This window comes from Clostridium lamae, assembly GCF_033043255.1.
GTDB lineage: Bacteria > Bacillota > Clostridia > Clostridiales > Clostridiaceae > Clostridium > Clostridium lamae.
Map to the genome: position 1 here is coordinate 1 of NZ_JASCQJ010000009.1, position 14984 is coordinate 14984.

A 14984-nucleotide genomic window follows, 5' to 3' on the forward strand; every position below is an offset into this window, starting at 1 on the left:
ATATTCCTACTATGATTTTTTGTTAAAAATTAATATAATATATATTATTAGAAATGTATAGGAGTAAATAATGAGTGGGAAAATAATAAATAAATTTAAAAAAGGTACTATAATTGTTTTAAGTGCTTTGCTAATAATATCAATAATTTTTATAGCATGGGCCCAAAAAGTTTATGAACCTACTGAAGAAGCTATTGAAGTATTTAAAAATCAAGAGTCAATAGAAATAATTCAAGATGAATTTATCATTTTTAAACCTAAGAATGATACAGTTAAAAAGGGTTTTATTTTTTATCCAGGTGGAAAAGTTAACCCGGAGTCATATTCTGTTCTAGCTGAAGGAATAGCTGAAAAGGGATATTTAGTTGTTATAGTACCAATGCCTTTAGATTTAGCAGTGTTATCTCCAAACAAAGCTGAAGAGGTTATTAATATGTATAGTGATATAGAGACTTGGGCTATTGGTGGACATTCTCTAGGGGGGGTAATTGCTAGTAGGTTTGCAAGTGAAAATGATAATGTCAAAGGATTAGCTTTATATGCTTCTTATCCTAGTGGGGATGAACTTGTAGACAAAACTTTAGAAGTTATAAGTATCTATGGAAGCGAAGATGGAGTTGCGGATTTAGAAAAAATAAAGAATGCGAATTTATCTAAAAATAGTGAACTATTTGAGATTAAAGGTGGAAATCATTCTCAATTTGGTAATTACGGTCATCAAGAGGGCGATAATAATGCTACAATTAGTTCTAATGATCAAATTACAGAAACAATTAATATTACAGTTAGAATGTTAGAAGAGTTAAAGTAATTGATATTATTTATATAATATATAAAAAAGAAATTAGTTATGTATTTATAGTACTAACTAATTTCTTTTATTATTATTATTATGATATCATTTCACTAAGTTTTTGTAATGCATCATCTTTAGCATCAAAAAAGAATTTATGTTCTTTTATATAATTTTGGTCTGTTTCAGGCAAATTAGCTATAGGTTTAGAATCTGTATAAACCTTTTTCTCTGATTCAATTATATTTCCATTTTCATCAGTTTTAAAGATAGAAATATATCCATCTTCTTCACCTAAATAATATTTATTAGCTTGAAATTTATCATTACTTACTTCTTCATCACGTGTGTATGTTAGTTTTTGCTCATTTTTTTCAGAGAGAACATAACCTTCTTTTGATAATTCTTCTGAAAGTTCTTCTTCTGTTAATTTATCTTTTAAATTTAATTTTTTCTTTACATTAAGTAAATTATCTACCATGTCAACAGTATCATTTGTTTTTAAAGTTACAAATATATTATCATTTAAGTAATTATTATCTACAATTACATTTTGAGTATTAATATCTTCATTTTTTCTATTAGGATTAGTTAAGTAATTTGTTATAAAGTAGCTTGCACAAAAAGAAATTGCTAGCAAGGTAACTATTGAAACTAAAATTGCAGATTTTTGTTTTTTATTTAAATTTGGTTTAGAGGAATTATTATTGTTCATATCATCCATATTTATCACTCCTTGCTAAGATTATTGACAACAATTAAGATAATTAAACAAAAATAATAAAAAAAATTATAAATTTGGGCATTATATAAGTAAGGAATTAAAAATAAATATAGATTGTTATTATTTTGTAATGAAAATTGAAAATTATTCTTGTATAATGAAATAGATATTGTTAAAGAGTGTATAATAGTCGTTATATGATTGGAAGGCATAGGGAGGAAAAAAATGAGTGAAAATGAATCATTAAAGAGAATAAAAGATAAAAAGAAAAAAAGAAAAAAAAGTAAAATTATATTAATATCAGTTTTAGGGGTACTAGCTATTTTAATTGCTGTGGGAGTTTTGTACTACAATCATATTAAAAATAGAGTATTTATTGAAACTAAACCTAAAGAGAGTGCTACTCAAAAAGTTGATTATGAAGAAGTAGAGGGAATTACAAATGTATTATTAATAGGAACTGATGGTAGAACTTCAGATGAAGCTGCTAGAGCAGATTCAATAATTATAGCTACTTTAGATAACAACAATAAGAAAGTTAAGTTAACATCTATAATTAGAGATACATTAGTAAATATTCCAGAGTATGGAGAAGATAAGATTAATGCAGCCTTCTTTTATGGATCTTCAGAATTAGACGATGATGGAAAGTTAAGAGGCTTTGAAGGTGGAGCATCTTTATTGATGGATACAATTGAAGAAAATTTTGATCTTCATTTAGATAAGTATGTTATAGTAAACTTTTGGGGATTTGAAGAAATCATAGATGAAGTTGGTGGAATTGAAGCAGATATAAAAGATTATGAAATAGATGAAATCAATAAATATATTGGTGAATCTACTGGAGTAAATTCTCCGCCTATAACTGAAACAGGATTACAAACTTTAAATGGCCAACAAGCACTTTCTTATGCAAGAATTAGATATGTTGGAAATGGTGGATTTGAAAGAAGTGAGAGACAAAGTAAAGTTTTATTCCAATTAGCTACAAAGTTGAAAGAGGTTAATCCTTTAAAATATATTTCTATTGCTGATACTTTATCAAAACAAGTTAAGACTAATATACCTATACCAGAAGCGTTAGATTTAGCTTATACAATATATAAATTGCCTACATTAGAATTTGAGCAATTACAAATACCTCAAGCAGAGCTTATTGCGAGAGATAATTTATATAAGGATAGAGGTTGGTGCTTACTAATAGATATTAAGCAAAATGCACAAATAATGCATGATTTTATATTTAATAATAAGCTTCCAAACGTAGATGAATTTGATTTGAATTCAGTGTATAGTGTAGCTGCAGCATATGATGCAGAAGAAGCAAGATATAATTCTATATATAACATAAATCCAGCAGATTATGATGATAAAGGTACGGATGAAACAACAAATCCAACGCCTCCAAAAGTAGAAAAGCCTTCTAATGAAAATCAAGAAAAACCAAATAATAATACCGGTGGAAATAATAATGGTGAAAATAATACCGGTGGAAATAATAATGGTGGAAATAATAATGGTGGAAACAATGAAACGCCTCCAACAAATCCTGGTGGAAGTACAGGAGAAGATAAAGGGGAAGAAAAACCTCCAGCAACAGGTGGAGAAACAGGTGGAGAGACTGGTGGAAACAATGAAACAAAGCCAACAAATCCTGATAATAAACCTACAGCACCATCAAATAATACCACTAATCAATAATAGAAGTTTGGAGATAATTAAGGTGGAATGTAAATATCATTCCACCTATTTTCTTAAATTAATGTGAACAAATAAAATGTATACAGGTATGTGATATAATTAAAAAAAGAAAAAAAGGAGGATTTCAATGCAATATTCTTTATTAAATAAGATAATAGTAATCCCTGCCATATTAATTGCATTTGTGGCACAAGGTTATGCAAGAGCTAAGGTTGCAGATAAGTTAGGGGATAAAACACCAAAGTTTCACGGCCGTTTAAGCTTAAATCCATTAGCTCATATAGACTTGATTGGATTTATAATGATATTAATAACTGGTTTTGGATGGACTAAGCCAGTAGAGACTAATCCTGCAGCGTTCAAGAGAGGATATAAAGATGAGATAAAGGTAACAATTGCTGGACCGTTGGCAAATTTAATAGTTGCTTTTGTTGGTGTGTTTATATTTCAAATTTGGGTTGAGTTAGCATATGGTATTTTACCATACTCAGCTTATACTATTATAGGGTCTATGTTATATGGTATTTGTACTATAAATATAAGTCTTTTTATATTTAATTTATTACCTATACCAGGGCTTGCTGGTTTTGATTTATTTAGACAACTTAGTCCAAAGAATTTTTATAAGTATGGAATAAAGTTATATGATTATCAAATTGTAATACTTATAGCTATTGTTTTTTTAGGAAGATATATTCTGTCTTATCCAGTTATATATATATATAGATTTTTTGCGCTGATATCAGGTTTAGTTTTAGGAATATTCTTTTAAAGAAATGATGTGTCATATGCATTGACACATCATTTTTTATTTACAGGGAAAGGAATATAATATTTATATCCTTTTTTATATTGATTTAATAATTAATTCTTTTCCGTAGATTTCTTTAAATCTTTCGCTTGCCCTAAGAGCTTGACGGACTTCAAAATCCACATCAATATCAGAATGAACATTAATAGTTACTGTTTCTTCGTCAAAGGTTACATCAAGATCCTTTACGGCTCCTACTAAACTTCTATCTAAGCCCTCAGCTATTTTTAAAAGAACACCAATAGTCTTAGCAATTTTAAAGTCTAATTGGTTAATTATAGCTGAAAAAGGTGATATTGGAGTTGTGTAACTATTAAATCTGTGAGATGCAGCTATAGCAGCACTCATAAGAAGTTCTTTATGAGTTAATCCATTTATAGTTGAATTCAAAATTATATAAAAGGAGTGCTTATGGTGGCCATAATAATTTATACTTATACCACAATCATGAAGCATTGCTGAAGTTTTGATAATATTATAAAATTCATCTCCTAAATGATGTAAAGGTCTTAAAGCATTATATAAAGAATACGTTATGTTAAAAACATTTTTTGCATGATTTTTATCTCCATTAAGTGTATCTAATATTCCGTTAATGCTGTAATCTAGAATATCACTTGGAATAGAGTAGTTTTCCTTTAAATATTCATATATTAAACCTTCCCGTAAGCCTCTGCCAGATATAATAATTTTATTGCACTGTACAATATTTGAAATCCTCTTAAAGATAGCAGTTCCGCCAACTATAATATCAGCAAGTTCTGGATCAATTCCTTCAAGCTTTTGCCTTTGTTTAAAGTCTTTGCATTTCAATAAATTAAAGATTTCTTGAACATCAATATCTGTAAGTTCATAATTGTGAACTATATCAAAAGGATATCTTTTCCTTGCTCTATCAATTTTACCAACAGTTCTTATAGTGGATGCTATGCCAATTATAGATTGAAATTTAGTTTCCTTTAACCACTCAATACTTTCAATTTCCTTTGATAAGGCTTCGAATGCATTATTTAAGTCATTAGGTAATATTCTATCCTTTAGATTATAATTATAAGTGAAGTTCACACTCCCAAGTGGAATGGTGATACTTTTTATAATATCATTTCCATGTACCCAAGCTAGATGAGTATCTGTGCCAGCAACCTCAACTAATAGAGAGTTTTCTATATAAGTACTTCTTCTTACACCTAAAAAGTTGTAGAAAATTTCTTCCTTACAGCTTAAAACACGAATGTCTATGTTTAATTCTTCTTTTATGCGTTTAATTAATGTATCTTTGTTTTTAGCTTCCCTTAATGATTCTGTAGCTACAGCAAAGATTCTACTTGCACCTGAGACTGTACATAATGACTTATACGCTCTCAATGTTGAAAGTATAATATTTAAGTTTTCGTTACAAATACAGTAATCATTAACTAAATCATAACACAATCTAACTGATGTTTTTAGTTCATCAATTATTTTAAAATATCCATTTTCATTAACTTCAGTCAACATAAGTCTAAGAGAACTTGGACCTATATCAATGACACCAATCCTATCCATATTAACTCCTTAATTAAAATAATTTTAAATATTAATATAAACTATTATATCATTTATAATAATAAAGTATAGGGACGTTGATATAGATTTTATATTGACAATAAATCTCTCATTTATGTATAATGTTGATATTGTAAATATATATATTAAAATCTATGAAAAGAAGAGTACTGTATTCGATTCTTTTAGCGAATAAGGGATGGTGTGAGCCTTATAAGATAGAATAATAGGAAGAGAGCCTTGGAGATAGCTACTGAAATTTAAGTAGGATAGTTCGTTTGCTGCGTTAAAGCATTGAGTGGCATTTAATGCAATCAGAGTGGTACCGCGGATTTATCCGTCTCTTATATTATTTAAGAGGCGGTTTTTTTATTTATAACAATAAAATACAAGGAGGATAAAAAATGGATTATAAGAAGAAAGTTGCTGAAGCTATAAGTAAGCATGTTGATATGGATGTTGAAAATATTGAAAAATTAATAGAAATTCCACCTAAAAGTGAAATGGGAGACTATGCTTTTCCATGTTTCCAATTAGCAAAAGCTTTTAGAAAAGCTCCAAATATGATTTCAGAAGAATTAAAAGAAAAAATAAGTGGTGAAGGATTTGAGAAAGTAATTAATATAGGACCATATGTTAATTTCTTTGTTGATAAGAGTGAATTTACTAAAAACACAATAGATAAAATATTATCTAAAGGTGATGAATATGGTTCAAGTAATATTGGAGAAGGTAAGACTATATGTGTAGAATATTCATCTCCTAACATTGCTAAACCTTTCCATGTAGGACACTTATTTACTACAGCTATAGGTAATTCTTTATATAAGTTGTTTAAAAAAGAAGGATATACTGTAGAGGGAATTAATCACTTAGGTGATTGGGGAACACAATTTGGAAAGCTTATATCTGCATATAAAAGATGGGGAAATGAAGAAGCATTAGAGAAAAATGCTATAGATGAGTTATTAAGAATATATGTTAAGTTCCATGACGAAGCAGAAAAAGATCCAGCATTAGAAGACGAAGGAAGAGCTTATTTTAAGGCTTTAGAAGATGGGGATAAAGAAGTAGAAGCTTTATGGAAGAGATTCAGAGACTTAAGTTTGAAGGAATTTGAAAGAATATATAATGTATTTGATGTTAAATTTGATTCATATGCTGGGGAAGCCTTTTACAATGATAAGATGGATGTAGTAGTTGATGAATTAAAAGAAAAAAATCTTTTAGTTGAAAGTAATGGTGCTCAAGTAGTTATGCTAGATGAGTATAATATGCCGCCATGTATAGTTTTAAAAGGTGATGGAGCTTCAATATATGCAACAAGAGATTTAGCAGCAGCTATGTATAGAAAGAAAACTTACGATTTCTATAAGAGTATATATGTAGTTGGAAGCCCTCAAGCATTACATTTTAAGCAAGTATTTAAAGTTCTTGAGCTTGCAGGACATGAATGGGCAAATGATTGTGTTCATGTAGGATTTGGATTAGTTAAGTTTGCAGATAGAAAGCTTTCAACTAGAAAGGGTGAAGTTATACTATTAGATGACTTAATAAAGGAATCTGTAGATAAAACTTTAGAAGTAATCAATGAAAAGAATCCAAATTTAGAAAATAAAGAGGAAGTAGCTAAGAAAATAGGAGTAGGTGCAATAGTATTCACTTATCTAAAAAACTCAAGAGAAAAAGATATTGTATTCGATTGGAAGGAAATGCTTTCATTTGAAGGTGAAACAGGACCTTATGTTCAATATTCTTATGCTAGAGCAAATAGCATATTAAGTAAGGTTGATGAGTTAAAAGGAGTTGCAGATTATTCAAAATTAGATTCTAAGGAAGAATTTGAATTAATTAAATCTCTAGAAAGCTTTGGAAAACAAATTCACCAAGCAACAGAAAAATTAGAACCATCAATAGTTACTAGATATGCAATAGAAGTTGCTAAGTTATTTAACAAGTTCTATAATGCACATTCTGTATTAAATTTAGAAGACGCAGGATTAAAAGAAGCTAGAATTAATTTAGTTAAAGCTACATGTCAAGTAATCAAGAATTCTTTAGCTTTAATTGGAATAGAAGTAGTAGATAAAATGTAATAAAGATAGTAAGCTTACAGTGAATATAGTTTTTGCTGTAAGCTTAATTAATTTTAAGAATAATTTGTTAATAATATAAAAAAATAATAAACAGTATTAATAATATATGAGAAAGCATGATATATTTTTAATGAAAATGAAAGGAGAGGTGATAGTATTTTTAAAGATAATAAATATAGAGATTTATTGTTAATTGTTATTATAAGCATATTAGTTTTATTGATTGGATATAAATTGGTGGAGAATTCTTATTATTTTTTCAAAATAATAAGAAAGCTATGGGCATTATTATTACCTGTAGTTTATGGATTTGTTATTGCATATATATTAAATCCATTAGTTAAGAAAATAAGGAAGAAGTTTAAAGTTAGAGAAGGAATAGCAATATCAGTTTCTTATTTATTTTTGATTGCACTAATAATAGTAGTGGCTATATTTTTTATACCTAGTATGATTAATAGCTCTACAGAAATATCATCAAAAATACCTTCATATATTAATGAAGCACAAGGGTGGATTAATAGTGTTTTAGATAATCAAGCTATACATGATATTATAGCAAATACAGGAGCAGTTAATGATGTTAATGAATTGATAGCAGGTCTGGGTACTATAACAGTAACAATAATAGAAGGAGTAGTAGGGTGTATATTTGCCTTTTCAAGCCAATTAGTAAAGCTGTTTTTAGGATTATTAATATCAATTTATGTATTAATTGATAAGGACAGAATAATTATAGAATCTAAAAAACTTCTATTTTTAATATTTAAAGAAGATAAATCTAAAAAAATAATTGAAGCTTTAAGAATTTATAATAATATGATAGGTGCATATATTGGGATTAAGGCTATAGACTCTACAATTATAGGAATAATGGCTTTAATATTATTAACTATAGTTAAGTCTGAATATGCATTTTTACTTGCTATAATAGTTGGAGTTACTAATATGATACCTTATTTTGGTCCATTTATAGGAGAAATAGTTGGATTTTTATTCAATGTTTTTGTATCTCCAGCCAAGGGGATAGTTGTATTCTTGGTTTTATTAGCACTTCAGCAATTTGATGGATGGTATCTAGATCCAAAACTCATAGGAAATAAGGTTGGGGTAAGACCTCTATTTATTATAATAGCAGTTATAATTGGAGGAGGATTCTTTGGTGTTATAGGAATGCTTCTTGCATCTCCTACAGTAGCTACATTAAAGATTTACTATGAAAGATTAATGAAGAGAAATAAAGAAATAATTAAGAATGCAGAAAAGGCTTAAAGGATTATAAAAAAATATAAGTAGGACCTGTTTTGAGGCAGTTCCTACTTGTATTTTTTTATCTTTAGTGCATTTGAATTATCTTTATACATAGGGCAATGATCAGAACAGCTTCCACAGCTACAACTACCTTTAGAAGATTTATGAAAAGTTTTAAATAGTATATATGCGGCTAAAGCAACAATGACTAATGTGATTAGTATCTCCATGAGAACACCTTCTTCTTATAAATTTTAATTTAATATTATGTATTTTTAAGCCTGTCCTATTACTAGCTTAATTAAATATGATTCGTTAGATAACTTCATTAAATGAATATTGAAAATCATTATCATAATTTAATGATATCAAACTGTTAAATAATAATCAATCATATATGAAATTAAATAAAATGATTTTAAGTTATATATATTTTTTATGAACATAATAAGAATTACATAATATTATAAAAGTATGGAGTATTATAATTTTATTCTATATTCTTATAAAAGGTGGTATAATGTTATAAGATAAATAAAGGAATTAAAAGGTGATAATGATAAGGAAGAAAGAGTGGTAGTGTGATTATAAGAGAGAATATAATAGAGATAAATTCCGCAGATAGAGAATTTATGCTGAAAACAGATGATATAAATAGAGAGCCTGAAGAATTGATTTTTTTTGACTTAGAGCATTATGTGTATAAAAAACCTAAATGTATAGGCGTATTTGGAGCTTGTATATTTGAAGATAATAAACTTTTTGTGACTCAGTATATGATTGAAAATAAATATGAATCTATACAAATATTAGAATTAGCAAAGAAATATTTCTTAAAGATGAAAAATAAAGGGAAAAAAGCTATCGTCACCTTTTCTGGTAACAATGATTACACAGTAATAAACTATTTATTTAAAAAATATGGTATAGAATTTAATTTCTCTAAAGAGTTCGAAGATATAGATATTCAAAGGGAATATGAAAAGGCAATGAATCATTCTATAGGACTAAAAAACTTAGAAAAAGATTTTGATATCCATAGAGAAGGTGAAGTAATAAGTGGATCAAATCTTGCAAAAACTTTCAATAAAGTATTAAAGGATAAAGATTATATATTAAGAATGCCTAAAGAAAAGATAGAGACAATATTGTTATACAATGAACAAGATGTTACTAATTTATATAATATATATATGCTTTGGAATGCTTATGTTAAGAAGGAAGATGAAAAACAAATAATCGATGATAAATATAGTGTACAAGATAAATCAAATGAAGAATTCTTAGATGCTGAAACTGGTGAAATAATAGAACTAAATAAAAAGGAAATTTTGAGTAACCAAGAAAATGCTATAGGAGAATAGATATATATATTTATATATTAATTTAAGAATTATATTCTTAAATGATAGATGCTCCTAAAGAATTAGGAGCATCTATCATTTTAAAGAAGTTTTAATGGACTTACCATCTGAGGTAATTATTATAGATCCATTTATATCAGTTCTATATATTTTTGTATCTTCGATTTTTTCTAAAGTTTCCTCGCTTGGATGACCGTAACTATTGTCTTCTCCAACTGAAATTATTGTTATCTTAGGGTTAACCTTATCTAAAAAGTTTTTACTAGTGGAAGTAGATGAGCCGTGATGTCCTATTTTTAGTATATCGCTTTTAAGATTGAAGGCTTTGTTAATTACTTCTTCTTCAGTATCTTCTTCTGCATCTCCAGTAAATAAAAATGAATTATTACCATAGGAAATTTTAATTATAGGTGAATAATTATTTAAGTTATCATAGACATCTACGCTTGGTGAGAAAACTTCTACTAAAGTATTTTTTCCAAGATTTATATTACTATTATTAGCTTTTAATATTTTTATCTTGAGGTTTTTTCTTGATAATGATTCAGCCATACTTTCAAATGCTGACGTATTACTTTGAGCTTTAGGGGAATAAAAGTTAATTATTTTATAATTATTAATAATATAATTCATATTGCCAATATGATCTTCATGAGGATGAGTAGCAATCACATAATCGAATTGAGGAATATAGATTGAATCTAAATATTTAATTAACTTATTTTTTTCACTTCTTGATCCAGAATCTATAAGTAAATTCTTGTTATTAACTTGAATTAATACTGCATCTCCTTGTCCAACATCTATGAAATGAACTTTTATTTCATTAGAATTACTTGAATTGTTTTTAAATAATTCCTTTATTAAGAAGATACTAAGTATAATTAATAATAATATAAGTATATTTTGCAGTTTTTTTATTAATTTAAATTTTCTAATCATTTAATCTCCTAATGAAAAATAAAATTATATAAAGTGGTTTCATATATGTATTATGGACATAACATAATTAAAATATAATTGAAGAAAGAAAAATTACCCTTTATAATATAGTAGGATGAAATATAATATAGGTGGTGAGTTAAATGAAATTTTATAAAGTCATAAGTTATGGATTTTATATGTTATTTATGCAATTTAAAGCGATTAAACGTTGGTATATAGAAAAAACTAAGGGGGAAAAAGCTGCAATTGACTATAGTGGAAAAGTAGGAGAAGATTGGGCGAGATACACAATTCATAATGCACTTAATATGAATGTTACTGTTGTTGGTAAAGAAAATATACCTAATGAACCATGCTGTTATATAGGTAACCATACAAGCATATTAGACATTCCAATATTGATTGATTCAGTTGGTAAGTGTATGGGATTTGTAGCAAAAAAAGAAATGGTTAAGGCTCCAGTGCTTGGATATTGGATGAAGCATTATAATTGTGTTCCATTAGATAGAGAAAATGCTAGGGAAGCGATTAAAGTTATAAGAGAAGGTGCAGATAATATCAAAAAGGGATATAGTATGGCAATTTTCCCGGAAGGGACTAGGAGTAAGGATGGGAAGCTTAGAGAATTTAAAAAAGGAAGTCTTAAGCTTGCAACTATGGCAAAAGCACCAGTTGTTCCAGTTTCGATTGATGGAGCTTATAGAGCATATGAAATTGATGGTAAATTTAAAACAGCAATGGATGTTACAGTAACATTTGGTGAGGCTATTTATACTGATAAATTAAGCAGAGAAGAAGAAAAACAATTAATGGAAAAAGTTAGAGAAGTAATATCAAAAAATCTTAAATAGAATACAATAATAAGAGCTATGTTATTAATTTTATGACATAGCTCTTATTATCGAACAATAAAGTGGATAATAAGAGTTAATATTCGATATAACGTAAACTATATTTAATAATGACATAAAAATATTCGAGAAAAAATAATAACCTATTAAAATTTATAATATGAATTTCATTGATTACGTTTACTTTTATATGGATTATTAATAATTAATAAATTTTATAAAAAATGAAAAAGTTTCTTTCAAAACTTGCAAATTATATGTTATAATATAAAAAAATAAGGATGAAATGAAATTTTGCAATGAAGTATATTTCAAAAAGGGGGCAATCATGCGTAAAGAATTTTCTATGAGCAATGATAAAGTATTAATTAATTTTACTGCTAAGTATTGTAGTACATTTGAAGAGTTAGTTGAAAGTCAAGGATTTACTAGAGTAATAGAAAATTACTTAAGTAAATCAAAAAGGAAGGTTTCATTAAGTTGGAGATACTTAGTAGAAACTTTGGAGACAGAAAATATAAATGAAATAACAGCTAACTTAATAAAGATATTTAAGTATTTTACAGTTATGAATGTTGAGGAAATAGTTGAAACTAATCCTAAATACAAGGATTTATTTTTAGATAAAGATAGATTCATAGCTTTAATCGAGGATTTATATTTATTCTGGAGAACGTTGGAAAGATATACTATTGTACACAGCAATAAGCTAAGAGAAGGATTATCAGCGGTTAGCTTTACACAAGCGAATTCTTCTTTATCTAATTTGATATTAAAATTATATAGAAAAATTGAGAAGAATATATTAGGATATAAACCAAATGTATTTAGACAAATACCAGTTGGGGGAAATGCTTCAGTTATAATAAATAAAGTATTATGGCCATTACCAAAAGGATATGAAGCATTAGAAGATATTGAGTTTATAGATAGTATATTATTAGAAACACCATTTATAACATATCCTAAAAAGAATACAAGAAGCGGAATGTTTACAGAAGTGGATGTTAACCCATTGGAGAAAGCTACTTTAAATAAGGAGCACTGGTTCTGTTATCCTGCTAAGGTTGGGGAATTAATTGCATTTATTTATTTCCATAGAGATTATATGCAGCATGGAATTACATTATGTAACTTATTCGAAATGGCAAGAGTAGAAGAATATAGAGGTAAAAAACCAGATTTAGTTTATATCTTTGGTGCTAATGATGATAGTGGAGAAAAGAAAACTGTATTTTATGATGATAAAGAGAATGATATAATGGTGGGATATGTTAATCATTCAGAAGAGATAGATTACTTTGGATATATGAAGAAGATGACATTAACACTTCATAATTTAGTTATGATTAAGAGAGGATATTTACCAATTCATGGGGCAATGGTAAATATTGAACTTAAAGATGGAAAGACAGCTAATGTAGTAATTATGGGTGATAGTGGTGCTGGAAAGTCAGAAAGCTTAGAAGCATTTAGAACTCTAAGTGAAGATTACATCAGTAATATGACTATTATATTTGATGATATGGGAACATTTAAAGAAATAGATGGAAAAATTATTGGTTATGGAACTGAAATTGGTGCCTTTGTAAGGTTAGATGACTTAGATCAAGGGTATGCATTTAAAGAGATAGATAGAAGTATCTTTATGAATCCAGATAAGATTAATGCTAGATTAGTTATGCCTGTTGCACCATATAAAGAAATTGTTAAAGGCTATGAAGTAGATCTATTCCTATATGCTAATAACTATACTGAAGTAAAAGAGGGAGAAAATTCAATTGAGTATTTTAAGACTCCAGAAGATGCAATAAATGTATTTAAATCAGGTGCTAGAATGGCTAAAGGAACTACATCAGAAAAGGGGCTAGTTGAAAGTTATTTTGCAAATCCATTTGGACCAGCACAAAAGCAAGAGGAGACTAATGTATTAATAGATAGATATTTTGAGTCTATGTTTAAGGGAACAGTTAAAGTTGGTCAAATTAAAACTTGCTTAGCTTTAGAGGGTAAGGAAAAAGAAGGTCCTAGAGAAGCGGCAATAGAACTATTTGATATAATAAAAAAATTAAAATAAATAAGTTTATAACTTAATAATAAAAAATAAAGTTTAGGGGAGTTTATACTCCCTTAAACTTTATTCATTCGAGCCCATATATTTACTTTTTGCAAAAAATGAAAGTGAATATAATCCGGCTATTCCCACTAATGCATAAATTATTCTTTCTAAAGCGGGCATGAATCCAAATAAACTATTAACTAGATTATATTGGAAAAATCCGATTAATCCCCAATTAACAGCTCCAATAATAACTAGAATAAGAACAATTGAGTCTAATATCTTCATAAAAATCCTTCCTTTCATTGGTTATGACAATAGTTTAACCAGTAAAAGAAGTTTTATGCGCTATATAGTTATATTTCTGTCAATAGGTTGATTTAAAGAAATGATAGTATCAGTTCTTTGTATTCCATCAATTGAATTGATTTTATTTAGTAATATATCTTGAAGATCAGTTATGTTTTTGCATACAACTTTAGCAAAAACACTATAGTTACCAGTAGTTAGATGTAATTCTACAACTTCTTTAATCTTTGATAATTCTTCAAAAACTGAATCAAAAGAAGATGTCTTGTCTACATATATTCCAACAAAACAGCATACGTCATAACCAAGCTTAGGTAAATTTAATAGAATTCTTGTACCTTTAATTATACCAAGTTCTTCCATTTTCTTCATTCTAACATGAATAGTACCACCACTAACATGACATATTCTAGCTATTTCTAAGTAAGGAGTTCTACAATCTTTTATTAATAATTCTAATATTTGATAATCTAATTCGTCTAATTGGTTAGTTAGGTTTAAACTCATGAAACCACCTCATTTAACATTTTTATAA

The 14984-nt window shown here is 27.6% G+C and carries 14 protein-coding genes and 1 other annotated feature; of the genes, 8 read left to right on the forward strand and 6 right to left on the reverse strand.

What is annotated here, in order from left to right:
* The first annotated feature begins 70 nt into the window (after window positions 1–70).
* Window positions 71–811 carry an alpha/beta family hydrolase gene (locus tag QK892_RS06475; protein ID WP_317272721.1) on the forward strand — a complete coding sequence of 247 codons (741 nt, stop codon included), beginning with the start codon at window positions 71–73 and terminating at the stop codon, window positions 809–811.
* Window positions 812–890: 79 nt separating this feature from the next.
* Here the strand turns inward: QK892_RS06475 and QK892_RS06480 are convergent, their stop codons facing one another.
* Window positions 891–1517 (reverse strand): hypothetical protein, encoded by a 627-nt coding sequence (locus QK892_RS06480; RefSeq protein WP_317272722.1) that lies wholly within the window; start codon window positions 1515–1517, stop codon window positions 891–893.
* A gap of 225 nt (window positions 1518–1742) precedes the next feature.
* On the opposite strand from QK892_RS06480, the gene QK892_RS06485 reads away from it, so the two are divergent.
* Together QK892_RS06485 and QK892_RS06490 are read left to right on the forward strand one after the other, a co-directional pair.
* Complete coding sequence (locus tag QK892_RS06485) at window positions 1743–3218, forward strand: LCP family protein (protein ID WP_317272723.1); 1476 nt, start codon at window positions 1743–1745, stop codon at window positions 3216–3218.
* A 121-nt stretch (window positions 3219–3339) separates the two neighbouring features.
* A complete protein-coding gene (locus QK892_RS06490) occupies window positions 3340–3990 on the forward strand; it encodes a site-2 protease family protein (RefSeq protein WP_394855009.1) in 651 nt (216 codons plus the stop codon).
* 75 nt (window positions 3991–4065) lie between these two features.
* Here the strand turns inward: QK892_RS06490 and QK892_RS06495 are convergent, their stop codons facing one another.
* Window positions 4066–5574: a Ppx/GppA phosphatase family protein gene (locus QK892_RS06495; RefSeq protein ID WP_317272725.1), complete on the reverse strand. Its 1509-nt coding sequence runs from the start codon at window positions 5572–5574 to the stop codon at window positions 4066–4068.
* A 146-nt stretch (window positions 5575–5720) separates the two neighbouring features.
* Window positions 5721–5922 (forward strand) — a binding site (T-box leader).
* Between the two features lie 56 nt (window positions 5923–5978).
* Between QK892_RS06495 and argS the strand changes: the two genes are divergently transcribed.
* Window positions 5979–7670, forward strand: a complete 1692-nt coding sequence (argS, locus tag QK892_RS06500; RefSeq protein ID WP_317272726.1) for an arginine--tRNA ligase — start codon at window positions 5979–5981, stop codon at window positions 7668–7670.
* A gap of 186 nt (window positions 7671–7856) precedes the next feature.
* Window positions 7857–8942, forward strand: coding sequence for an AI-2E family transporter (locus QK892_RS06505; protein ID WP_317272727.1), 1086 nt, complete (start codon window positions 7857–7859; stop codon window positions 8940–8942).
* Window positions 8943–8986: 44 nt separating this feature from the next.
* On the opposite strand, the gene QK892_RS06510 is transcribed toward QK892_RS06505, so the two are convergent.
* Window positions 8987–9151 carry a FeoB-associated Cys-rich membrane protein gene (locus tag QK892_RS06510; protein ID WP_317272728.1) on the reverse strand — a complete coding sequence of 55 codons (165 nt, stop codon included), beginning with the start codon at window positions 9149–9151 and terminating at the stop codon, window positions 8987–8989.
* Between the two features lie 351 nt (window positions 9152–9502).
* Between QK892_RS06510 and QK892_RS06515 the strand changes: the two genes are divergently transcribed.
* A complete protein-coding gene (locus tag QK892_RS06515) occupies window positions 9503–10285 on the forward strand; it encodes a ribonuclease H-like domain-containing protein (RefSeq protein WP_317272729.1) in 783 nt (260 codons plus the stop codon).
* 75 nt (window positions 10286–10360) lie between these two features.
* Here QK892_RS06515 and QK892_RS06520 read toward each other — a convergent pair whose 3' ends face one another.
* A complete protein-coding gene (locus tag QK892_RS06520; RefSeq protein WP_317272730.1) occupies window positions 10361–11227 on the reverse strand; it encodes a ComEC/Rec2 family competence protein in 867 nt (288 codons plus the stop codon).
* Between the two features lie 143 nt (window positions 11228–11370).
* Between QK892_RS06520 and QK892_RS06525 the strand changes: the two genes are divergently transcribed.
* Window positions 11371–12081 carry a lysophospholipid acyltransferase family protein gene (locus tag QK892_RS06525; RefSeq protein WP_317272731.1) on the forward strand — a complete coding sequence of 237 codons (711 nt, stop codon included), beginning with the start codon at window positions 11371–11373 and terminating at the stop codon, window positions 12079–12081.
* A gap of 328 nt (window positions 12082–12409) precedes the next feature.
* Window positions 12410–14158, forward strand: a complete 1749-nt coding sequence (locus QK892_RS06530; protein WP_317272732.1) for a phosphoenolpyruvate carboxykinase (ATP) — start codon at window positions 12410–12412, stop codon at window positions 14156–14158.
* Between the two features lie 60 nt (window positions 14159–14218).
* On the opposite strand, the gene QK892_RS06535 is transcribed toward QK892_RS06530, so the two are convergent.
* Window positions 14219–14428: a DUF378 domain-containing protein gene (locus QK892_RS06535; RefSeq protein WP_317272733.1), complete on the reverse strand. Its 210-nt coding sequence runs from the start codon at window positions 14426–14428 to the stop codon at window positions 14219–14221.
* Between the two features lie 60 nt (window positions 14429–14488).
* Complete coding sequence (locus QK892_RS06540; protein WP_317272734.1) at window positions 14489–14956, reverse strand: Lrp/AsnC ligand binding domain-containing protein; 468 nt, start codon at window positions 14954–14956, stop codon at window positions 14489–14491.
* Window positions 14957–14984 lie beyond the last annotated feature (28 nt).